This is a genomic window from Halalkaliarchaeum sp. AArc-GB, assembly GCF_031432225.1.
GTDB lineage: Archaea > Halobacteriota > Halobacteria > Halobacteriales > Haloferacaceae > Halalkaliarchaeum.
In genome coordinates, this window is the sequence record NZ_JAVKGM010000010.1 from 1 (window position 1) to 22805 (window position 22805).

At 54.1% G+C, this 22805-nt stretch carries 19 protein-coding genes; 13 read left to right on the forward strand and 6 right to left on the reverse strand.

What is annotated here, in order from left to right; genetic code table 11:
• Positions 1-1014, forward strand: a 1014-nt coding sequence (locus RH858_RS10375) for a DEAD/DEAH box helicase (RefSeq protein WP_310561766.1), incomplete at its 5' end; no start/stop codon positions are given.
• A gap of 53 nt (positions 1015-1067) precedes the next feature.
• Here RH858_RS10375 and RH858_RS10380 read toward each other — a convergent pair.
• Complete coding sequence (locus RH858_RS10380; RefSeq protein ID WP_310561767.1) at positions 1068-2000, reverse strand: hypothetical protein; 933 nt, start codon at positions 1998-2000, stop codon at positions 1068-1070.
• A 342-nt stretch (positions 2001-2342) separates the two neighbouring features.
• Between RH858_RS10380 and RH858_RS10385 the strand changes: the two genes are divergently transcribed.
• Positions 2343-3053 carry a hypothetical protein gene (locus RH858_RS10385; RefSeq protein WP_310561768.1) on the forward strand — a complete coding sequence of 237 codons (711 nt, stop codon included), beginning with the start codon at positions 2343-2345 and terminating at the stop codon, positions 3051-3053.
• 212 nt (positions 3054-3265) lie between these two features.
• Here the strand turns inward: RH858_RS10385 and RH858_RS10390 are convergent, their stop codons facing one another.
• The gene (locus RH858_RS10390; protein ID WP_310561769.1) at positions 3266-4153 is read right to left on the reverse strand and encodes a hypothetical protein; all 888 of its coding nucleotides are present in this window, start codon (positions 4151-4153) and stop codon (positions 3266-3268) included.
• A gap of 69 nt (positions 4154-4222) precedes the next feature.
• Complete coding sequence (locus tag RH858_RS10395; protein WP_310561770.1) at positions 4223-4519, reverse strand: PadR family transcriptional regulator; 297 nt, start codon at positions 4517-4519, stop codon at positions 4223-4225.
• A 135-nt stretch (positions 4520-4654) separates the two neighbouring features.
• Between RH858_RS10395 and RH858_RS10400 the strand changes: the two genes are divergently transcribed.
• Positions 4655-4822: a DUF1931 domain-containing protein gene (locus tag RH858_RS10400; protein ID WP_181692619.1), complete on the forward strand. Its 168-nt coding sequence runs from the start codon at positions 4655-4657 to the stop codon at positions 4820-4822.
• Positions 4823-5089: 267 nt separating this feature from the next.
• Here the strand turns inward: RH858_RS10400 and RH858_RS10405 are convergent, their stop codons facing one another.
• The gene (locus tag RH858_RS10405; protein WP_310561771.1) at positions 5090-5878 is read right to left on the reverse strand and encodes a hypothetical protein; all 789 of its coding nucleotides are present in this window, start codon (positions 5876-5878) and stop codon (positions 5090-5092) included.
• 555 nt (positions 5879-6433) lie between these two features.
• On the reverse strand, positions 6434-7075 hold the full coding sequence (locus tag RH858_RS10410) for a transcriptional regulator FilR1 domain-containing protein (protein WP_310561772.1): 642 nt from the start codon (positions 7073-7075) through the stop codon (positions 6434-6436).
• A 613-nt stretch (positions 7076-7688) separates the two neighbouring features.
• Here RH858_RS10410 and RH858_RS10415 point away from each other — a divergent pair.
• Positions 7689-9083, forward strand: coding sequence for a cytochrome P450 (locus RH858_RS10415; RefSeq protein ID WP_310561773.1), 1395 nt, complete (start codon positions 7689-7691; stop codon positions 9081-9083).
• A gap of 106 nt (positions 9084-9189) precedes the next feature.
• A complete protein-coding gene (locus RH858_RS10420) occupies positions 9190-10014 on the forward strand; it encodes a pentapeptide repeat-containing protein (RefSeq protein ID WP_310561774.1) in 825 nt (274 codons plus the stop codon).
• A 58-nt stretch (positions 10015-10072) separates the two neighbouring features.
• Here the strand turns inward: RH858_RS10420 and RH858_RS10425 are convergent, their stop codons facing one another.
• Positions 10073-10450: a hypothetical protein gene (locus RH858_RS10425; protein ID WP_310561775.1), complete on the reverse strand. Its 378-nt coding sequence runs from the start codon at positions 10448-10450 to the stop codon at positions 10073-10075.
• A 201-nt stretch (positions 10451-10651) separates the two neighbouring features.
• Here RH858_RS10425 and RH858_RS10430 point away from each other — a divergent pair, with 201 nt between their 5' ends.
• From RH858_RS10430 to RH858_RS10465, 8 genes are read left to right on the forward strand one after another with little or no spacing between them, the layout of a single operon-like run.
• On the forward strand, positions 10652-10972 hold the full coding sequence (locus tag RH858_RS10430; RefSeq protein ID WP_310561776.1) for a hypothetical protein: 321 nt from the start codon (positions 10652-10654) through the stop codon (positions 10970-10972).
• Positions 10969-11370 (forward strand): hypothetical protein, encoded by a 402-nt coding sequence (locus RH858_RS10435; protein WP_220132518.1) that lies wholly within the window; start codon positions 10969-10971, stop codon positions 11368-11370. Before RH858_RS10430 ends, RH858_RS10435 begins: the two co-directional genes overlap by 4 nt.
• A 35-nt stretch (positions 11371-11405) precedes the next feature.
• On the forward strand, positions 11406-13151 hold the full coding sequence (locus tag RH858_RS10440; RefSeq protein WP_310561777.1) for a hypothetical protein: 1746 nt from the start codon (positions 11406-11408) through the stop codon (positions 13149-13151).
• Positions 13148-13969, forward strand: coding sequence for a hypothetical protein (locus RH858_RS10445; RefSeq protein ID WP_310561778.1), 822 nt, complete (start codon positions 13148-13150; stop codon positions 13967-13969). Before RH858_RS10440 ends, RH858_RS10445 begins: the two co-directional genes overlap by 4 nt.
• On the forward strand, positions 13969-15135 hold the full coding sequence (locus tag RH858_RS10450) for a hypothetical protein (RefSeq protein WP_310561779.1): 1167 nt from the start codon (positions 13969-13971) through the stop codon (positions 15133-15135). The genes RH858_RS10445 and RH858_RS10450 overlap by 1 nt, the downstream gene beginning before the upstream one ends.
• A 2-nt stretch (positions 15136-15137) precedes the next feature.
• Positions 15138-16253: a hypothetical protein gene (locus RH858_RS10455; protein WP_181692611.1), complete on the forward strand. Its 1116-nt coding sequence runs from the start codon at positions 15138-15140 to the stop codon at positions 16251-16253.
• Positions 16246-18447 carry a transferase gene (locus tag RH858_RS10460; protein ID WP_255479224.1) on the forward strand — a complete coding sequence of 734 codons (2202 nt, stop codon included), beginning with the start codon at positions 16246-16248 and terminating at the stop codon, positions 18445-18447. The genes RH858_RS10455 and RH858_RS10460 overlap by 8 nt, the downstream gene beginning before the upstream one ends.
• A complete protein-coding gene (locus tag RH858_RS10465; protein WP_310561780.1) occupies positions 18444-22796 on the forward strand; it encodes a primase-like DNA-binding domain-containing protein in 4353 nt (1450 codons plus the stop codon). The genes RH858_RS10460 and RH858_RS10465 overlap by 4 nt, the downstream gene beginning before the upstream one ends.
• The last annotated feature ends 9 nt before the right edge of the window (positions 22797-22805 follow it).

The window sequence follows — 22805 nt, forward strand, 5'->3', positions numbered from 1 at the left end:
GATGACCCTGACGAGGAGTCCCTCCACGGGATAATCCAAGCAGAAGGATACCGAATGGCACGAATCGGCCGGCGAGACCAAATCACGTCTCGAGTTGTTTCCACCCACTATGAAGATGAAAAGACGGACCGGGCTCAAATTGTTGCAACGACGACCAACAGCGCAGATCGACTTGATCTGGCCCGATTTAGCTTGATTGTGGTTGATGAGGCAACGCAGGCGAGTATCCCGGCAACTGCAGTCCCATTTCAGCTTGGATCAAAGTTCGTGTTGGCTGGCGACCATAAGCAGCTCCCGCCGTACCATTCTGCTGAAACCGCGTCAGATGAAGCGTTCTATCCGTCATTGTTTGAGCATATATTGGACCGATTCGGAGACGATGCGAAAACCACACTTAGAAGGCAATACCGAATGCACGAATCTATCGCCAATTTCTCTAATAAGGAGTTCTACGATGGACTTTTGCTCCATGGTGAACCGAACAGATCGGCGACTATCTCCGGGTTACAACCGCTAGTTGGAATAAATATCTCCAACCCGGAATCTGATCAAGGGAATTCACGTGAAAATCCATCCGAGGCGGAGGTAGTCGTTGCACAAGTTCAGAGATCACTGAACGCCGGAGTTGATGCAAGTGACGTTGGAGTGATCACGCCATATACTGGTCAGAAAGGTCTCGTAGAGAGTGAGCTGGCTTCAGAATTTGATGCAGATACAGCAGAGAAAATCAAGGTGCAAACCATCGACTCCTTCCAAGGAGGTCAACGAGAGGTAATCATCGTCTCTTTTACGGTGAGTAATGATCGGAACAACTCTGGGTTCTTGGCGTTTCCAAATGAGGGGCCTCGTAGATTGAACGTTGCACTCACTCGTGCAAAGAAGCGACTCGTATTAGTTGGTGATTGGGATACACTCTCCTCAATCGCTCCCCACCGCGATACTTCTACAAGTTGTGCCGATCTGTATCGTCGCCTCTTGGACTATATCCATGAGCAAGGTAGGATGGTCGGGTAGACTATCTCTGGAAACGAATACTATACATTAGTGTCATATACCGATATGGGCAGCTACATTGGCTCTTCTACTTGAAGACTCATCGTAATTAGATGCTCTAAGGTTTGGATTGAGTAGACATCAGTAGAACTAGACTGCTCTATTGCCTCTGACATCGGTTCCGCTATAGTTTGTCCGCCTTCTCGTCCCATAATCAGGTTGTAGACGAGATTCAAAATCACTTCAGACATCTGCTTACACACCTCGCTATTCACATAATAGAGATTTAACTCAGCGTCGTAATGTCGGTTCCCCAGCGATTCTGTTTGGAGTCTAAGGAAAAAGAAGCCCCATTGATCCTGTTGTACAGCTTTCATGTCGTCTATTAGGTCTTCAACCTCGGTATCCAACTGTCCGAAAAGCCCCTCTTTCCAGAGCCACTCAATATCCGAGGTCGTGACTGGTAGAACGCGAAAACCGTGCTTCAAATCATTCAGTAGCGGTCGGAATCCTCGCCAAAAATTGAGGGCGGCATTCGCAGCTGCGATATGTAGGTCGGGATCTTCAACGAAGTCTAATTCATTTGTTTCCTCGTCGTAGACTGCGGAACATCCTAAGAACTCTCGTGCGATCATCTCCTGGTCTGTTGCATCTATTTCATCGATGACCTGCTCAAACTCAATTAGATCTTCCGGCTCCTCCGCTAAGCGGCTAACTGACACCATCTCGCCGTCATCAATCTCAACTGTAAGCTCATCAAGGACACTGGCGATATCCCGTGTATAGGTGTCCTCTTTCACCATCATCCAGGGTTGCTCTGGATTCCGAGCATTCACCGCGAACAGGTGGGCATATAGATCGGATAATTGAGCTAGAATATAGAGCGAGTCCATCCCGTCGTAGCGATTGTAGGGGTTGAGTTTCTTGATTCGGTTATCCCAGTAGCCAAATGCGAAATTGCGACGCCATAAGTCTGCCAACGGGTTCTCCAAATCGAGTTTCTTCATATTGGCCTCCTTGAGGTAGCCAGAACCAAAGGATATCGAAAAGTGACGATCCAACCTCTGCCTCTTGGTGTGAATACGATCCCTTGTCAGATTTGCTATCAGGCGAATTCACATACTCCCAAAGGTATACAACCGACACGGGAACAATTATGAATTGTTATGGGAAACAGTCCTCTTGAGGATAGACCAACGTCCCTAGGTGGCTATGGGAGTATTGTCCCCTATCATGCTCCGATGACATATGATCCCCTTCGTGGTGATGAAGGAGTCGTTGTCCATTTTCCTACAGAGGGTTACGAATCTCCGGCTCAGATACTGGATCGACTGACTCGGGCATCCCAAATGATCGATGTCAGCACAGAACCGGGGAGCCTCTATTACACAGCCATCTGCAAGGATTTCTCTTGGTATGGAACCGGGGTAGAGAATCTTCAGAGCGATCTACAATCCTCTTGGGAGCTATCTGAGGCTCTGCGAGATACATTAGAGGAGCGCCACAACTCAAACCTCGAGATTCACCGGCCCTGCTTTGTGATCCTCGCTCCTACCCGCTACGGGATTTTCTGGTCTACGTTACGTGGATTCAAAGACAGAGACGAAGATGGAGAAGACTACGAAACTGTGTATGACAGCCAAGCTGGCGTCTTAATGGAAAACCCGGTGCTCTCTTGGCCTGCGTTAGAAGACCTCGTCGACTCCGATGGACCAATCCCCCTTGTCACGACGGATGTAGAGACTGCAAATCGGAGTGGCAATGATCGGCCTTTAGAAGAAGTGATTCCGGTTAATCATGAGCGGACCGGCGATGCAGATATTCTATCTGCGAAAAATCTGTATCATAGCCTAGACGGGAATTCAAGCCAGGAAATTCAAGGGGCAATCGATAGGACTGATCGTCTCACCTATCGAGTTAATGGCGGAACAATCGGATTCGAGAAAGAACAGGAATTCCGAGCAGAAGGACTGTCGTTGCTACGTCCAAATGACATCACGCTTGGAGGATGGCCAATCGTAATCGGTACACCGACTTGTAAGGCTATCTCTGACGCCTAACTATAGGTTTCGCAGAATGGGTTTCAATACTCTCTCGGAAGCTGAATTGAGGTAGCGTAACAGAGATCAGCACTAGGTTTATACCGCTCGCCCGGCTTTCTTCCAATATGAGCCTCGAAGAGACGGTTGACTACCTCGCCGAGGAACTTGACCTCGAGCGAAGTGAACACGTCCGTGAGGTCGGTCAGTCGGTCGCCGAGCTTCGCGACTGATCAGAACATTTCTCTGAAGTCCCGTTCGACGAGTCCGTCCTCCAGATACGTGATGAACTCTTGTTTCGTTGGTCCTTGACGGTCGAGTAGATCGTCCCGCTCTGCACGTTTGAGGACTGCCTGAGCGAAGTCCGTACAGTGCGATTCGTGCTGCCTAGCGTACTCCGAGAGGGCATCTCGCCAGTGCATATCCAGCTCGAACTCGGCTAATCGGATTTGGATCCCATCTTTCCGTTCGACGAGGTCGACGTCCAGCTCTTCGAGCTGCTTGAATCGGAGGTTGTTCCGACGAACAGTAATAAGCCGCTTGGAATCGACGATGTAGGGATCAACCCACTCTCGCCAGGTATCGTCGTCGACGTGCGTTCGTGGCATCTCAAAATCCAGTTCCACACTCTCGATGCAGAATTGAAGCATTGCGATGCCAGTTCGATGATTCGCATTCGGCAGCGAATGCCGGAGAATCAAATTCGACATTACTTCACCAGCGACGTTTGGAAGTGGTGCTCCCCATGACACGTGATCGAGTGCCTGTTGGATCTTTAGCGGTTCGAACTCCTTGTACAGACGGAACTCATCCGCTTCTCGAACCTCTACTGCGGCTTCGAGCAACTCTACTAACCGGAATGCTACAACTTGCCCAGCGCGAGGAAGGTCACTAATACGTTCACTTAGCCACTCCTTATCGAAGTCGATATCATGTGCTGATTCGATCTCCGAATCACCTTCGTAGAGCACATAGACCGGTGTATCAAAGGGGTACCCGATCAGCTTCGTCGACTCGTCGGATTGCTCTTGCTGAGATCGGAGCTCTGTAACTGATGCCGAGCTAAATTTGAGCGAGAAATTTTCGGCCTGCGGGTGATGATAGAAGACGAGCCGAGCCATCGTAATGTGAACTCGTGGGGGAGTAGGTAAAGCAGTCCTGTTTTTATACCGGGATCTACTGACTCGGTTCTACGACGTAGTGGATACTTTGATGTTCTCAATATATTGGCTCTCCCACTCACGCCGCGCCTCGATTTCGCGTCGTCCACGCTGGGTGACCGTATACATATTCGTTCGTTTATCGAGTTCACCCTTCTTGAGGAGTCCTTTGTCGACGAGATCGTCGAGGTTTGGATAGAGCCGGCCATGGTTGATTTCCTGTTCGTAATAATCGTCGAGCTCGGCCTTTACTGCAAGCCCGTGCGGCTCCTCGAGGCCGATGATCACGTACAAGATATCACGCTGGAAGCCTGTCAGATCGTACATTCGTCCGTTTCTCTGTTTCTACTGGGTTGAATAAGTTCTCCCTGGTGTCCAACGCGTGTCTTAAAAGTGATAGCCATAATTCTGTGTGAGGAACTTAGAACCTTTATGTGGAGGACAGGAGAACTTGGAAATGAAATGTCTGACCTGATTGTCAAAGCAGCGGTGAAGGATGCACTATCGGAACAGAACGTATCGGCGGATTTCTATGACGCCCTCAACGAGGAAGTTTCCGAACTGCTCGAGGACGCCGCTCAGCGAGCTGAAGCGAACGATCGAAAGACGGTCCAGCCACGGGATCTGTAGCGGTCTGCAGGCATATTGAGAAGCTGTGGTTTTCTGTTCAGTATGCTCTTAGACAGGAATCCATCACCTCATACAGAATTAACCAACATTCTGGAATTAGTGGGAGATGGATGTTGGTTAAACGATGAAGCTGTTCTATCTATGCCGAGGGATTGTTATCACCGTCCGGCAGAAGTCGCTCTGGAGCAGCACTCACATTCGACCGAATTGCGTCTTCGGTTATACAGGATTCTACCTAATACAGATCAAACACCTGTTACAGCCAATCTACCGGTTTGCGCTGTATCGGCGGTTCGAAGGTTTGTCACTAACGGAGGGTGCATCGTCGGGTGTTGTTACGCGACGCCAGGACTCCCCCTCCAATGGTTCTAGCGGCGTCCAGTATTCGAGCACCGGTACCAGTGTGACGATGCTTCCGATTGGCTTGAGGTCAATCTGCAGAAGCAGTCTACGGACAACCGGGCGTTCCAACAACAGGTAGAGCAGTGGAACCGCAATACCAACTACAGCCAAAATATTGCTTACGGACGTCGGAATCCCAAGGGCGCCTTCACCACCAATAACGAGGACCATTTCGAGGGTAATCCAGACTCCAAAAGCAAGGAGTGATCCTCGACCGAGGAGATCCCACACGAGCAGTGATCGACGGCCCCCCCGTCGTGCTACCCACTCGAGTTTGATTCCAAAGGCGAGGAAGACAACCGGAAACGCCACGAGCACTATCGGGAAGCCGATCGCAGGCGTTCCCGTTATTGTGAGACCAGCGCCTACAGCAGCGGCGATTATACTGCCGAACAGTACTCTCGTCACCGGTTGTTCGAGAACGCTTGGTCTGGACCTATCTGCTCCTCCTACGATGTCTATGATCGTGTGGATCCGATAGAGAGCGTATAGGCCGAAGGAGAACGGTACAACAGCCCACATCATCGTGGGGATGAAGACGTAGCTGGCGCCGGCGATAAAGACGACGCCACCGATGATCGCCAACAAATAAACGAGAAACTCGGTGGTTTGAGCGAGTCGAGAGGGCACTGGTTTGCGGTGGATCTCTTGCATCGTTATGTGGCGTCGATACTGTATGCAAACTCCACACGGGAGTCGCCTGGTGTAGTGGTCTCTTCACTCGCTTCGGGGGCTTGTCGAACCAGCAGCGTATATTGTCCTGCGGGGAGTTGAAAGGAGATCTCCGCAGCTTTCGCACAGTACACGGTTCCTCGCTCGTAGCATTCGCAATCGAACCCGTCCGTATAGTACGCAAAGTTCCGATCGTCCATCAGCACACAGTCTACAGGTGGCCCGTCCAAGACCTCCATCGAATACTGGATTTGGCCATCAGTATCCAAGTGGATAGGAATGGGCTCAGGATAGCCCGATTTTAGATTATACGTATCCGTACCGGAGTCACGGAGTGCATTGCGTCGGAGCGATCGACGCTTGTACGCAGATCCCAGGAGATACCCTGCGAGGACTCCGCGAAGTACCATGGCAATATATCTTCATTCGATTGGCTAGACGCTTAGATTTTACCCTGCCAACGAACCCATTCCTACAAGGAATAGTCGATACTTCTCTTCTTGGTATGTCTGGGAAGCGAGGTGGTTCCCATTCACACTATGCCTTGATCTCTGTAGGATCCCGGGCCCGTTTACGATAGTAGTCATAGAGATCCTCTCCCCATTTGACTACAGCCTCGTTTGAGCTGAGGATCATCGCGATATGTTCTCCCTCTCCGGTATCATTGTACGCGCCAATCGCGATCTGCTTCCCATCGTAGATCCCAATACCGAGCGTCAGTGGCTCTTCGAGACTAAAAATCTGAAAGTTGCCGTAGTTTGAATCATCTAGGAAGTACTCCATTTCTTCTTCATGGAGTCGCTCGTAGAGCGAGGAATCGACGATTGCTTCGCCCTTGAGACCCAGTTTGAGCAGTTTATCGTATGCGCTAAAGAGTGTCGGGTTGAAGATTGACGTCAACACGCGGAAGTTGTCAAGCCGCGGGTCGCAGAGTTTGAGAGCCGTTGCGAGGACGATCCCAGGTGAGTGGGGTGAGGAGACATACAGCTCTGCATCAGCAAGGGCCCGAACTGGGATATCTGTTCTAATTGGACTGAGTCGTTGAAACCAGGGTGCTTTCTCCAGCACCTGCTCGATTGTCTCGGCCAGTTCCTCGTACCGTTCTAATGTATGCTCACCGGTGGACGTGAGTCTGTGCTTACCGTCTGCCTCTTCACACCACCCTTCAGCCTCAAACATTCGCAATGCTCTCCGAACAGTGGCACGTGAGGGAGACCCGTCAGCTGTACTTGTTAGCTCGCTTGGGCGGCTAGGCTGTTCCGAAAGCGTTTGTAAGAGCGGGATGGTGTGTTTTGACCGAGTTAGCTGGGTGAGTGGCTCGCGATCGAGACCATCAGGACACGCTTCGAAGGCTTCGAGAACAATTTTTCCACCTGCTGTAAGTTCATATCCGCCAGTAACAGCCGATTTCGTTAGCCCCCAGTCCGTGAGTTGAGCGAGATGTCTCGATGCAGTCTGTCGAGTGGTTTGGCTGGAGTCTGCGATGGTCGACGCCGTCATGGGTGCCTCGTCGAGTGAACGAAGCACATCCAGAGAGGTAGAGCCAGTAAGATCACTGATGAATTCACGGACGACAATCTGTTCGTCCGTAAGCGGGTTTTTGGCCACAAGTCCGGGGTGTGTCACTCAATCTCACCCATTTGATAAGCTATCGTTCCCAATGCTATGAATATATCGCACAAATCTGGTATCGAAACGAACTGATTGGATACACGCATCTCATTCAAAATCACAAATAGTTCGTTCCTTGCGACGGTACTTTTTACAGGTATTCCCACAAAGACCGACTATCGTGAGTTCCAAACTACCACCAGCGCCATCCGGGTATCCGGTTCTCAAAAACGCCGTGCAGTTCGCTCGCGATCCGTTTGAGTTTGTGGAGCGTGCCACGTCGGAGTGTGGCGACATCTATCGGATGGACCTCCCGGCAGTTGACGATGTATTTGTCTTTGCCCACCCGGATTATTTTGACCGTGTTCTCGTTTCCGACATCGACGCGTTCGGGAAGACTGAGGACTATCAGCGGGCATTCGGCAACGGCCTCCTTTCGGTTGAGGGACAGCAGTGGAGTCACCAGCGTGAGATGCTGCAACCGCTGTTCTACCGCAAGCAAATCAAGGGCTACACGGATCAAATGGTCGCATGTACTGAGCGACGCCTCGAGACGTGGAAGGAGGGAGAAACACTGGATCTGGAGCCGGAGATGAAGAACCTCACTCTCGAGATTCTCTTTTCCACACTGTTCGGTCGTGCATTGGTTCCTGGGGAGGATCAAGATCTCCGTGACGCTGCCGACGGACTCAACGAATGGTTCACACCGTCTTCATGGATTCTGCCACCGTGGGTACCAACACCTGCCCGGCGCCGGTTCGACCAATCAACGAAGCGTCTCCGCCAGGAGGTTCGAAGGCTACTCGAGGAAGGAAGCGACCAGACAGGAGTTTCCCCATCTATTAACGAGCCAAGCGGATCGAACGTACAATCAATCCCTGAACAGACAGCAACTTCCTCGACTACGCCAGATCTGCTGACACAGCTCCAACAAGCTCGTAATAGGGAAGATGGACCGCAATTCACAACTGAGGAAATTGAAGATCAGTTGATCACGATGGTTTTTGCGGGGCACGAGACGACCGCTGCTGCCCTCGCGTTCACCTGGTACGTGCTCGCGACACAATCAGACATCCGAGAGCAATTCCAAGAGGAACTGGACACGGTTCTTGATGGAGAGCGACCTACCTACGACAATCTCCAGAACTTGGAGTTCACGGATCGGATAATCACTGAGGCACTGCGCCTCTACCCACCGATTCATACAATCCCCCGTCAGACAATGACCGATGTCGAAGTCGGCGGGTATCGAGTTCCGGAGGGACATGAGATCCACCTGTCAATTATCCACGTCCATCGGGATGAGCAGTTCTACGAGGATCCACTAGAATTCCGCCCCGAGCGATGGACCAACGAGTTTGAAGAGGAACTCCACGACTTCGCGTACGCTCCCTTTGGTGGTGGACGTCGAACCTGTATCGGTCGAGAATTCGCTCTCTTAGAAGCTAAATTGGTGCTCGCGACGATCGGGCAGAAATTCCAATTTGAATGGGATGGGAGGAAAAAAATCGATCTTGAGCCCCGCGTTACAACCCGATCTAAAGAGGGGATTCCGCTACGAATTAATCGTTGTTAGACTATATATCGACACCTAAGGCGTCTTTGAATCGGTCGTACAACCTACGAGATATTTACCACTGATTGATTACGCGTGAACGAGTCATATCTTGTTAAGTACTGAGATGACCATCTGTGAATTCGAAACCAGTTTCAAAGTAGACAGGTACCGAACTGAAACTTGGGCGTGTACTGAAGAAGCCGATGGTCAGTCCAATTACTGTATCTGGCACACTCCCTCTGAAAAGAAAACAGTGGGAGAGCTTATCGAAGCACAGAAAGCTATAAATGGCACCGACTTACGATTCCCCGACTTCTCCGGACTTAATTTCGCGGAGAGAGATCTCTCCGGATGGTCGTTTATGTATGCTGATTTTGAAGAAGCAAACCTCTCTGGGGCAGATTTGGGCGGTGCGATGTTTGATCACTCTAGTTTTGTGGGCGCAAAGTTGGAAGGGGCAGATCTAACAAATGCTCGACTGAACGCCGCTGATTTTGAGAACAGTAATTTACGTTGGGCAGATCTGCGAGGTGCTATGGTTGCATTCGCCTATTTTGGTGAAGCTGATATGAGAAATATCCAATACGATGAATTTCAATCTTGCTTCGTCTCTGGAGCAGTACTTAGTGAGGGAGTGAACCCCGATGATTTGATGAACAGACGTGTTACTGATTTACCTCATAAGGCTATTGAAACGTTTCCAGGCCCTGCTGTTGAAAATTATAGAAGGGCTGCCGGTGGAAAAGCAATCAGGAGAACGAATTTCATTTACAGCGTAGTTTTAGAAGTTTGGAAAGCTGTTACAACCCTCATTTCTGCACATTGGATATATGAGCGAACCAAAAGAAAAAATAACCAGGAAAGCTCTGAATCAGACATGGTTTCGGAGTCTCAGACGGAACTCGACGAGTTTAGCGGGGACACAGAAAGATCCGAAGAGAGTCCGTAATACTGGTGATTCGATAATGGTGCTCTATAGAACCTATCTTGAGGGTATATTCTATAATCTATACCGGTGCGTCCATCACTAGATCTCGGACATCGACACTCCGACCGTTCTTCTCCTTCCAATTTCCGCCTTTTAGCACCTCCACGATCACAGACGCAAGATAATCAAGCCCGTTTGCATCGCTAGATAAGGAGAGATCTTTTGCTTCAGCAACAGTCCACTGTTCAAGAAGCGCATCAAGTTCATCTTGCGTGCAGAACGGGTCTGACCCATATAGACTGAGATCAACCTCATTGTACTGATCGAGAAATGTGGTTATTTCTCGCTGTCGAAGAGCGTTTTTGATAGTGTCAACAGGCGGAGATCGCCCTGCGTCTTTTGCCCGATTCACCTGCCAGTATAACGTCGATACATCTCCAAATCGAACCTTCACCATACCGCGAATTGACCACCTTCAAAGTAAAATATTCCCTCTGAGGGAGGACATCCTCTGGTTAGGGGTTTCGATGTTATCTTCGTGACTGTTCACACCGTTTGACAGTGTAATCACGGGTGAGTATAACACACCTCCCGAAGGTATTCGGCAAGTGTATGCTATGAACCGGGATTCAATCATCACAAATCCACGTGCAGACACATGAAAACCCGGCAGGTCACCATCGAGGAAATCGATCAGCTGTTCCTGGAGTGGTTTGACTACATCAACGCCTCCGCACTGTACCGGCAGGCGCTTCGCGAGGAGATGGCTGTTCGTGACATTGATCCCCACGAATTTCGGGATCTCCTTGAACGTGCACAGGAGCAGGGGTACTCGTTCGAAGACGTCGCCGAGGAAACAAACCGATTGAGCGACCTCCAAGCACTCGTCGACGATACTGCTGGGACTCCTGATGGAAACGTACCCGAGACATCGACCACGGAACGCAGCGAAACACCCCAAAACGAGACGCACCAATGAGCGACAACGATCCACCAGAGACCACTGAATCGACCTTTAATCGACCAGCCATTCGCCAGACGGTCACTGCAGTGATCGTGCTGAGCATCATCGCTGTCGAGCCCGCTCTGGCTCAGGATGGAGTCGTCTGTGATGCTGAGGGACTGCCGGACATGATCTCTGGCTTCTTCCAGATCACGACGGCTCTCGGGATCGTCGGACTTGTCGTCGTCTGGCAGGCCGATTCCCTTGCCGAGATGTTCACGATGAGCCCCGAGCAAAAGAAGGGATTCAAGCGACACAAGCGAACGGCCCTCAAATCCACCGTCGTCCTGCTCGTACTCGGCCCCTTGTACACCGTCGCTGGCTCCGTGATGGGGCTTCCACTCGCCGAATGTGTTGACCTAGTTCCCTGGTAATCGGTGAACCTTCCGCTTCACTCGTCACATCAACCATGCGCCGCTCGACACTTGGCCTCGCGCTCGCTCTCACCGTCCTCGTGGGAGGTCTTGTAAGCGTTGCCAGCGCCGATCATCCGCCACGCCCCGGAAGTGACGACAGCGGTCTCAGCGAAAACGAGACGGCGACGCTCTGGTCAAAAGCTCCCAACGAGTGCCTGACCGATGCAGAGTACGAAGAACGGTATGGTGAGGAGCGGACGTCCATGCACGCCCTCGGCAACTGCACCGATATCACGTTCAAAGAGCCACCTGAGACAGCCGAACACTGGACAGCCTACGATTTCGAATCTCTCGAGGCGGGTGACAGTGAGACGTCTGTATACCCAGATAACGCGGAGCTGAATGATTCGGTGTTCATCAAGGACGCTCATGCGACTATCTTCGCTGTGCAGCCGTCCACGATGGTTCACCTCGATGACGAGGAAACGTCGCTGTACCTCGCACCGGACGGCGAGCTCCGCGGTTTCGTCGATTACCGCGTTGCGGTACCAGATGATGAGTCGGAATCCAATCAATCAGTCGAGTGGTCGGTTGTCGACCACGAAGTGAGTGAGGTCCGGGTGAAACAAGACGGAGACGTGATCGCCGAGCAGGACGGCCAGCATACTCCTCTCTTCGACTACGAACTCGCTGGCGCAGGCTCATCCACACTAACCTTCGAAGCTGAGATCGAGGTCGAACTGGAGAAGGAGATTACTGAACAAGTTGGCAACGAAACCCGGACACGATACGAGTATCCGACAGATAGCGTAACCGTCTCACAAACACTCGATGTCGACGTCTACAACCTCACCGCGTACATCTACCACGCGGAATATCCGGACGGCGATTCCGGTGTTGCTATCCATCAGACGCAACCGTGGCATGGCTACGTACTTACTGAAGACGGGGATGCAACCGTCCGAGGCGTCTGGCGGTACTACACCGCTCGCGACACAGATTGGGATTATCTCGTCCACTCGAATCGGACAGATGAGGAGGTCGTCCATTCCGACGCGCTTCCAGTGTATACGCGGGCATTCCCGTCCGAAGTTGGGCCTAGGGCTGAACCGATTCGCGACGGCCCAGAGATCCGCGAAGTGTGGGGATTCGAAAGCGAATCACCAGCACCAACGGTGCACGAAAACGTCGAAATCGGAATCGTCGACGAGCCGTACGTCCGCTCATACGGGCTTGCCGTTCGGTACGACGAGATCGACCGGGATCATCTCGAAGTTCAGGGGATCGTCCGCGGTGAATCGGCAGATATCATCGAGCCCGATGGCGGAACCGAGCGAGAAATCCGTGAGAGCAACCTCACCGTCGAAACCGTCGAAGAGAACGAGACAGAAGCAACGCTCCGTATCGAACTCCGCGATGCCGAGACCGGTACCCCAATCGCCCTTGAGAACCCGTTCGAAGACCATCCGCGTGTTGCCCCAATCGGACATGAACAGCGTTCCGGTTACATCACGATCGGTGACCAGCGAGTCGAAACCAACGCCTCGGGCGTCGCGATCGTTACGATCCGCACACCGGGAAGCTACACTGCAGAATATCATCCGGGATCGTGGCGAACACACGACCCTGCGTACGTTGGAGATCGTGCGAGTGTCGGATGGCATCCGCTGTCGACGATAAGCGGGTGGCTGACGCTGATAGTCGACGTTGTCCGATTCTCGATTCCGTTCGTGGTAGCACTGTATGCGGGCCTCAAACTTGGCTCATTCCTGCGAATTCCGGAGGATCAACACCTATGACGAGAATCAACACCGTAACCAGACGAAAAGTCCTCGGAGGTATCGTTGCCAGCTCTGTCGCTAGCCTCGGTGGCTGCGCAGCATTCGAAGAGAGTAACGAAGAGCCGGAAGACACGGAGGGGTTCGAACGAGTCACAGTCGAGGGAACGGAGATCATCCTTGAATTCGAGGAGAACCACCCGTTCGATGCGGTGACGGTTGTGCAACCCGATGGGGAACTATTCGTCGAGCGTGAATTAGCCACGGGCGTTAGCCGAGAAACAGTCGAACTCGGAGTCGATTACGTTCCTGGGGAATACGAAGTGATTGGATCTTCAGAAGGAACGGAGCAGTCATCGTCAACGATCGAGATACGGCCAGATACTCAGATTACGGGACTGTTGCTCGGGAGAAACCATCCTGATGAAATGTATGACGGTTCCAGCGAGAGAACTATTCAGACGGAGGTAATCCTCACGCTCGAGAACACGGGCAGTGGTCCGGATACTGCTTCCGGACTCGTGTTCAGTGGAGATGTTCCTAGGCCAACTCCAGATGATTACGATGAGAGCGGGATCTACGATACGGAGAGTGACCTCGGTGGACACGCCGACCAGATCGGGTTGCCACCTGGAGGATCAGTCACGATATACAGTCACTCTACTCCGTTTAATCCAGCGAGTGACAACGTGTCCTGCTCACCTGATACGGAGCGAGGAGAGTTCGAGGTGGTGATCAGAACGGCTATTCAAGATCCCAATCCATCACAACAGTACTCAGTCGCGTATAGTGGAGAAGATTTAGTCGAGTGTGATATCGAAGTCGAGGTGACCCAGTAATGGATCTCGTCGATTTCGGACGTCAATGGTTCGAGGATGCGGTCGAGACGCTTATTGAGTGGTTCCAGACTGGTCTGAGTGACGGTTACAGAGAAATCACAGAGAGCTTGTTTGGGACGCCAGTCCCGGAAACCAGTGATACCTTCGTTTTTGGACGTCCTGAGAACGAGCCTTGGGTGGCATTGTATGAATCTCTAGTCGGCGGGGAGATTATGCTGTTAGCTCTGCTTCTACTCTTGATCTGCGTTCAGGGCCGTCACACCGTCCGTATTTTTGATATCGGGAGTTCCTATGAAGCTCGGAAAACGCGCCGGAGTGCATGGACCGGAGCGTTCCTGATCGTAGTATGGTATTGGGCCGCCGTTCTCTCGCTATATCTAGTGAATGGATTCACGATCGCCCTAGTCCCCGAGATCGAGGTCCTCATGGGGGCGATGATTGACTTTCTCGAGGTTTCAGTAACAAACCCTGCTCTCGCACTACTGATGGCCGCCATCGGTGGATTTGCGATGTGGGCTCTCCAAGCGTTATTCTTCATCCGCGAAATTCTTCTGTACGTCTACTTGTATGCGATGCCGATCGGTCTTGCAGTAGCCTTTGGCGGGATTCCGGTAGTATCTCGTGTTGCCAAAGCTGTTTGCATGAAGTTCGTCCCGCTTGCCATTCTGCCACTTCCGGTTGCGATTTTCTTCAAGGGGTATGAACTCCTGTTTTCCAACGGAACCGAGTCGGCCGTCGCTCCCGATAGTGCGTTCCTGAGCTATCTTGTGGCTGCCTCACTCCCTGTCCTCTCGTTGATCATTATCTGGAAGCTGTTCAAGTACGCGAGCCCCGTCACTGCAAAGCTCATCGGAGGGACCACCAAGGCTGCAGTCGGTGTTGGGGCGATCGCTGGCGCTGCCTACGTCGCAGGGCCCTCCATCGCTGCGACGGCAGCACGATGGGGGCCAAAGGCAGCTGCAGGGCACGCAGCCGCCCAACGTCTCGGAAACCACTGGGGAGGCCCTACATACCGAGGCGACGGAGGAGCCGGAAACAGCGGTGGAGGTGGGAGCAACAGAGTAGGTGGCAGTGGAACGACCCATGATAACGTCGTGACCGATGCGTACGGCCAGCAGGGTGTACCGCAATACAGACGCACCGAAAACGATCCCGGATACTACTGACCATGGCACCAGACAACGAAGCAGCTTCGCGACGGATTATGGACGAACTGGGCGAAGAAAACCGCATCCCCATCGTTAACGTCGACGAGGGCGACGTCTACGTGTTGTTCGGCTTCCCGATCGCAGGGCTGCTCCTCGCAGGCCTCGTCGGGAGCGATACACTCGTCCTCCCGTTCGTTCTTACGGGGATCATCCTCGGTGTGGCGGCCGTATACGCGAGCCCGTCCCATCTCGCAGCATCCACGTGGCTCGCGGACGTCTATCGCTACTACTGTAAACGGCCTCGATTTACCTATAGCGCTCCCGACCACGCCACAACCGACGAAGCGACCGATACGACGCGCAACGAGGGAGGTCTCATCAACTATACCCCCTTCACGCCGGACGAACGAACACAGGACCTCACGAACATCGAACGAGCTTGGCCCGGAGCCGGGACGATTCAGCGGACGGACCGTACCATGGAGGCGTTCCTCGAGGTCGACCCGGGAAACATGGATTTCGCCATGTCGGGTGACTGGGCCCACGTTCAGGAGGTCGCCGGCGAGTTCGCGAACACGGAACTCGATTACAGTCTGAAGTTCCACGCCACAACCCGTTCATTTCCGGTAGAGGACTTGCTCACGCAGATCGATACGCGACTCGGAGACGAAGACGTCGCGAACAACCCCGTCTTCCAGGAGCTGCTCACGGAATATCGAGAACAACGGCCACGAGAACTCGAGGGAACCCAGCAGATTCGCTACTTCATTGGCGTGCAGGTGACGCCGATGGACGTCTACAACCGGTATCGAGACGAACATTCACCCGCAGAGAAGCTGACCACCCTTCCGGTCATCGGATTCCTGTTCAATCCCTTCGTCGCGAGGCGTGAGAGTCTCCGTGACGCCGAACTTCGGGCAAAAATGTTCGAGAAACTCGATCAGCGATGTCGAGCCGTCCAGAGCGAACTCGTACAGAAGGCTCCCGGCTGGTCGGCTCGACGTCTGAGTACTGTCGAGTTGTTCCTGCTCACGATGGACTTCTGGAACGGCGAGGAACATGAGTACGACGACGCAGCCAACGCCATCCGCGAACAACCAGTTATGAGCCACGAACGGAGGGATGACGATGCATAGTACGGAAGTCGGCCTTCCGCTACAGAGTCTGAACATCCCGTCGTCTACTGGTGATCTCACCGCGACCCACGCCGCGATAGTGGGCGTCGTAGTCCTGATACTCGTTATTCTCGGCGTGAAGTTCTATCGTGACCGCCTTCGAGACACCGAAGAAGAGGTCGATCTATCGGAACTCCTCGACGATGAGACGCTGGCAGATGGTGAAACCGAGCGGGAACTCCTCGATGATCTCGCCGAGCGACACAAAAGCGTGATCGCACCGGCTGCTGTCGAGTGGGAGACCCGGGCCGCCCGTGTCGGGGAACAGTGGACCTCGACGTTGTATATCGCAGATTATCCAGATTATCCAAAGGACGGCTACTTGAACGAACTGTTCGAGCTAACCGACGTCGAGTTCGATCTCACGATCCATATCACGCCCAAGAATCAGCAGCAGGCTCGTGATGAGCTCCAGCGGGTTGCTGACGACCTTCAGGTCGATGCGGATCTCGAAAATAGCGTTCGTGGCGCGTACCTGCAAGGGCGGGCTAACGAAGCCGTCGCGACCTACACGGCCGTCGAGAACGGAAGTCGCGTGTTCGATCAGGGGATGTTCATTACGGTACGGGCAGACACTAAGGACGAGCTTCGGGAGTCCGTCCGTACCGTCCGCAGTCGGCTTCGCGAGCAACCGGCCGGTCTCTCGCCGAAAACCGCAATCTGCAAACAAGACCTCGCCATTCAGGCCGCTGCACCAGTCGGTCCCAATCCCTTCGGACGGGAGGCGATCGCGCTGGGCGACGCCGTCGGAGCCGTTCTGGCGTCGCCGCACAACGCGACCATCCTCGAGGACGAGGGCGTCGAGTTCGGCGTTCACTGGCGAAACGATAGCCCGGTCGTCATCGACCCGTACGCTCGGGAGAACGGCTACGCGATGTTCACGATCGGAGATCCCGGTTCGGGCAAGAGTTTCGGTGCAAAACAGAACTTCATCCGATCGATCGAGCAGAGCAAGGATCGTATCGGTATCATCCTGGAACCACTGAACAACTGGACTGGTGTCTCCGAGGCGCTGGGCGCGAAACGCATCACGGTCGGCGGGAATATGGGGTTGAATCCGCTCGAAATCAAGCCCACGCCTGAGCACGTCCAGCGGGCGATGGGGGAAGACGCCAGTCCGTATCGAGAAAAGCTCGACAGCGTGATGAGCTTCCTGTCGAACTACTTCGCCCTCCGAGGCATTCGACTCGGCGACAAACGAACCACGCTCGAAAACGCCATCGAAACGGCGTACGCTCGCAACGGAATCACCGACGACATCGCGACGCATCACAACGAGAGCCCGACGATGCGGGACGTCCTCGATATCCTCGAGGAGATGGTCGACGAGCCAGACGAATTCGTCGTGCGAACCGACGAGGAGTCCGGAAAGATCCAGACAGATGCCACCTGGTTGATCGACCAGCTTCGACCCTTCGCGGAGGATGGCCGCTATGAGAATCTCGGACGCGGAACGGAGTTCGACATTCGCGACGAGAAGATCATCTACCTCGATCTCGCCCAGCAAGAGGGCAGTCTTGGTGACAGCACCAGCCTCGTGATGCAGCTGCTGATCACGCTGGTATATGAGCGGGCCAAGGAGGTCGACGAGGTCGTGTTTGTGATCGACGAGGCACGGTACGTTCTCCAAGAAGCCGCGAATCTAGAGTTCCTCGAAACGGTGTTCAGACATCACCGCCACCACGATCTTTCGATCCGATTGCTGACGCAGACCGTCGACGAGTTCTTCCAGCACCCGGAGGCGGAGGCAATCCTCGATCAGTGCGCCATCAAGCAGTTCCATCATCTCGACGGAATGGACGAACACTGGGCGAACGAGTTTGGGCTCAATTCGGCGCAAATGCGCTTCGTCCAGGACGCTGTCCCGGGGAACGAACGAGCAGGCTACTCCGAGGCACTCGTCGGGATCGATGGTGAATGGCGTGGAATCGAAGTTCGAGCTCTGGAGAAGGAAAAGCAGGTCATCGACTTCGACGCGACGGAACAGTCATCTCAGGACCTCCCCGGTGCTTCAGGTTCCCAACATCAGGGGGAAGCAAGCACACCAGGCGCTGAGCCAATTCCCGACCTTCAACAAAACGGGCAACAGCATGAGCGCACGCAGTCGTTGGCCACGGAAACCGACGGCGGCGATCCGGAGGCAGAGTCGCAATGACGGAGTACGTGCGAGTCACGCCGACCTCCGAGCGTCTTCGGAAAGAGAACCTCCCTGCGGCGTTCGAAAGTCTGCACAAACTGTCCAACCCGGCGACGTCGAAGCTAGCGAACCGAGTAAATCCACTAGTCGATACATCTCCGCCCACATTCGAGTTCGTCGCGATAAGCGAGGGGACGGACGAACCTGTCGAATTCTACTACGGTATCGATCAGCCGATGCATCTGGACACGCTTGAAAAGCAGCTGAAGACGATCTATCCCGACACCTTCGACATCGAGCGCGTCGATCTCACACTCACAAAGAAGCTCATTCCTCCGATGGAATTTTCGCGGGAAGCGTTCCAAGACCGACTCGAACGTGGACAGTTACTCTATCAACCAGATACCGAGGACCTCTCACCCGTTGGAGTCAGCGATGACTCACGGGAGGGGCACACCTCAGAGCGGACAGATGGAGGTGATGCAGTAGCCGACTTCGACACTGAAGAAGCGTGGTCGCCACAGAGCGAGGCTATCGAACTCGAGGATGGGGTATTCACACCCCATCCCCCGGAGCGAATCCCTATAGATGATCCCCTAACGACACTCGATCGACCCACAGAGACGGAACGTGGAACGGTATTCGCTCGGCCGACGATTGACGATCTGGAACCGGTCGGGGTGCAGTGGTACGGACAGGCAGAGCGCAAGCGGGACTGGATGACGACGATCAAACCGTACGCTAAACGCGACCCAGATCCGAACGAGTACGATGCTGAACAACAGCCGATCGCGGTGTTGATCGACCATCTGACCGAAGCGGAGCATCCCATTGCGTTCCAGGTCGTCTGGCAGCGGAAATCCGACTGGTCGGACGATGCGGCACTTCGTAAAGAAGACCTGATGGAAGGTCGCGATACCTTCGCACAGCGGTATCTCGGACCGATGTTCGAGATGGAGAACCGGCCGGATGACGACCGCAACTACCAGGTCGGAAGCGCAGCGACCAATCGCTTCGATCGGATCGAAGCCAAACACCCCAAACGGACGTTCACCGTTAATGTTCGAGCGGTTGCACTCCCGATGGAAGGGACTTTCGAGTCCCTCGATCGACGGCTCGACCAACTCAGTCGAGCGCTCGATCCGCTCGATGGACCGTTTTATGGGCTTGACAGCGAGCGTATCAGAGCGAAGGGGTTCCGCCAAGCAACGAAGCAGAAACGGGCTCGGCGTCTCTTACAGCATGTTCGAGACTCCGAGATCGTCACAGGCCGGGGGAAGCGAAAGCCGGATCTCGTCTTCAACGCCGACGAGCTGGCCAATGTTGTCGTTGTCCCCTCCTCAGAGGAATTAACCGTCGAAGGGGGTCGTGGCACCCGATCGGAACAGCGCTCGCGAAATCCACTCCCTCGCCCACATCCCGACCTAATGGACGAGTTTCGGAACGGGATGACTATCGGCTATGCGCTCGATGAAACCGGTGAACCCGAAGATGAGCCGACCTGCGTCCCGCCGTCGCTGCTGACCACACATTTTGCACGGTTCGGAACGACTGGTGCCGGGAAATCGAAAGCCAGCATCAACGATGCCCTGTCCCTGTACGACTCCACCGATGGCCCAATCATCATTATCGATCCGAAGGGCGATGGGATGTGTCAGAACTATATGCGGGCCCACGCTCGCCGGTTTGGGACGACTGACCTCGAGGAGAACGTCCTGCATTTTCCGATCCCCGAAATCCTCCCCGGCTTCGCGTTTTTCAACATCGAACCCTCTCTGAGGAGTGGCGTCAATCGTGTCGACGCAGTACAGGACAAAGCCGACCACTATGAGACCATCATCAAGATGGTCATGGGCGAAGAGCGCTACGAGCAGGCGGTCGTCGCGCCGAACTTGATCAAGTACATCATCAAAATCCTCTACGACGAGGAATACGGCCTCGAAAATGGCCTCTATCGTGAGAGCGTCAACTACTTCAGCCACAATCAGCTCGAACACATCCTCGATCAACTCTGGCAGGCAGGTCCACCAGAGGTCGATGAAGGAGCTGCTCCCCGGTCCAGGAACCCGCAGGTCGCCCAGAAAATTCACCGACAGCTCCAGCTCGATCCCAATACGTTCGCAACGATAATGGGTGGTGTGAGCAACCGCTTCGACTACATCTCTCAGGACGAGCACTTACGCCATATTTTCAATAACACGGATCCGCAGTTCGACTTCCGAGAATTGCTTGATGACCGGATGGTTATCCTCTTCGAACTCGGCGATCTGCGCGACGACGCTGCAAAGGTGATGACCGGGCTGATCATGACGATGCTCTACGACGCACTCAAACAGCGCAAACAGGACATCGAGCAGAAGCCCGATGACTACGTTGTGAATCTACTCGTCGACGAGGCCTCCAGTGTCGTCGTCTCAGACATAATGAATACACTGCTGGAGAAGGGCAGAAGCTTTCAACTCTCGGTCGGCCTCTCGCTACAGTTCCCAGAACAGCTCGAAACGGAAGGTAACCGGAAGGTCTACCTCAACGTGTTGAATGACGTCGGCAGTCCAATCGTCGGAAAGATTCACGTCGACCAGGAGATCGCTCGCGTGATGGCCCACGAGGATATGGATCCGGAAGCGTTCGCGAACCGCATTCGGTCTCTTCCCCGCGGTGAATGGATCACCCGGCTCCCGAGCCCGACGTTCGGTGAAACCGGTCCGGAACCGTTCAGTCTCGCTCCACTCCCGATTCCACCGGGGCATCTGGAAAGCGAGTATTCACTCTCGGAACGGGAGGAAACGGACTTCCAGACGACCCTCGACGCGATTCACGAACGAACACGGGACAGCTACGGAGTAGCATCGGACTCGACGACGTCGACACCAGAACACACCCCGGCCGTGGCGACCGAGGCCGACGACGACCAACCACTCGATGTCGCCATTGCACAAGCGATCCGGACGGTCCAGATTAACGCCGGCGTTCGCGACGAGAACGGTTGGGTGACCGTCTCAGCAGTCGATGACGAACTCCTAGCTCGACTCGATGAGGAAAAGCTCGAGGATCACACTGTCGAAGCCTTCCCAGACATCAGGGAGCGCTCACCGTTGATCGAGGTAGATCTGGACGCCGAGACCGCCGAAGTCGTTTGTCAACTGACCCCAGCGGGCGAAGAGGCCGCGACACCCGATACCGACTCGCCGACTGGTGGTGGCGAGAGCCACGATCGACTGTTGTTTGCCGTCGAGGAGTTGCTGGGCGAGCTCGGCTTTTCGGTGCAGGTCTTGGATCAGGACGGGAGAGATCGTCCGGATGGCTTAGCGACCCATCCCGACGTCGACCCCAGCTTCACGATCGAAATCGAAACGACGACACACACGCGTCCGGCGAAGGTACTGGCCAACCTTCGGAAAGCACAGGCCGCAGAGAAGATCCCGCTCTTCGTCGTTGACGGACGGGATGACGATGTAGACGGGCGTGACCTCGCCCGACGGGTTTCCAACATCCTTGAGGAGCCCGTCAATCGACTCAAGTCTGGTAAGACGCGGCTGTACACAACGACGGAGCACATCACCTTCAACGGTGGTGCCAGCGCGTCAGATGGTGTGACTGCCGCACGTCGAGCCACAGACAACAGCCGACAGACCCGCTGGGTTAAACAGTCGGATGAATTCGCCCTCGAAGATAGCACTGGGGAGATCCACGTCCGGGTCACAGACTTCGAGACCGTCTCCAAAGATCAGTTCCCAGCAACCTACAGTTACGACGAGTCGGCAGGGACGTACACGGTATTCCAACCAGGTGAACTGCCCGCCACCTACGATTCAAAGGACGCGTTTGAGGCCGAGTGGGTACCTATCAAGCGACCTTTCGTTCCGACGACAGACCTACCTGTTCCGGACTACACGGACAGCTCGTACGCAATTGGAATCGTCACCGAGGACGGTCAGGATCCTGACCTCCAGCTCTACGATCCGACGGAAGAGACGATCGAGAGCTGTACCGAACTCGTGGAGGGGGTTCAGAACGGCGAGCTCTATCCTGCTGGAGCGGAACCCGATCAATCAGCCAACGGAGAACCCTCGGCAGGGGAAGACGAAGAGGACGATCCGTTCGGTCTCAGTACATTCGTTCACGATGCTCTTGTCGAGTGTGACGACGGGATCGTCCCGGTCGGCGACGTCTACGATGCCTATGAACAGTTTGCGTCAGCCGGAGAGTACGACGTGAAACCGAAATCCCGATTTACGCAGGCACTTCGCGAGCACGTTGGTTTCGAGCGCGACAAGAAGTGGTTGGACGGGAAGACCCAGCGCTGTTACGTCGGGATCGAGCTTCGAGACTCCTACACGGAGGGATCAAACGATGGAGAGGCGTAGTCGTTTGAC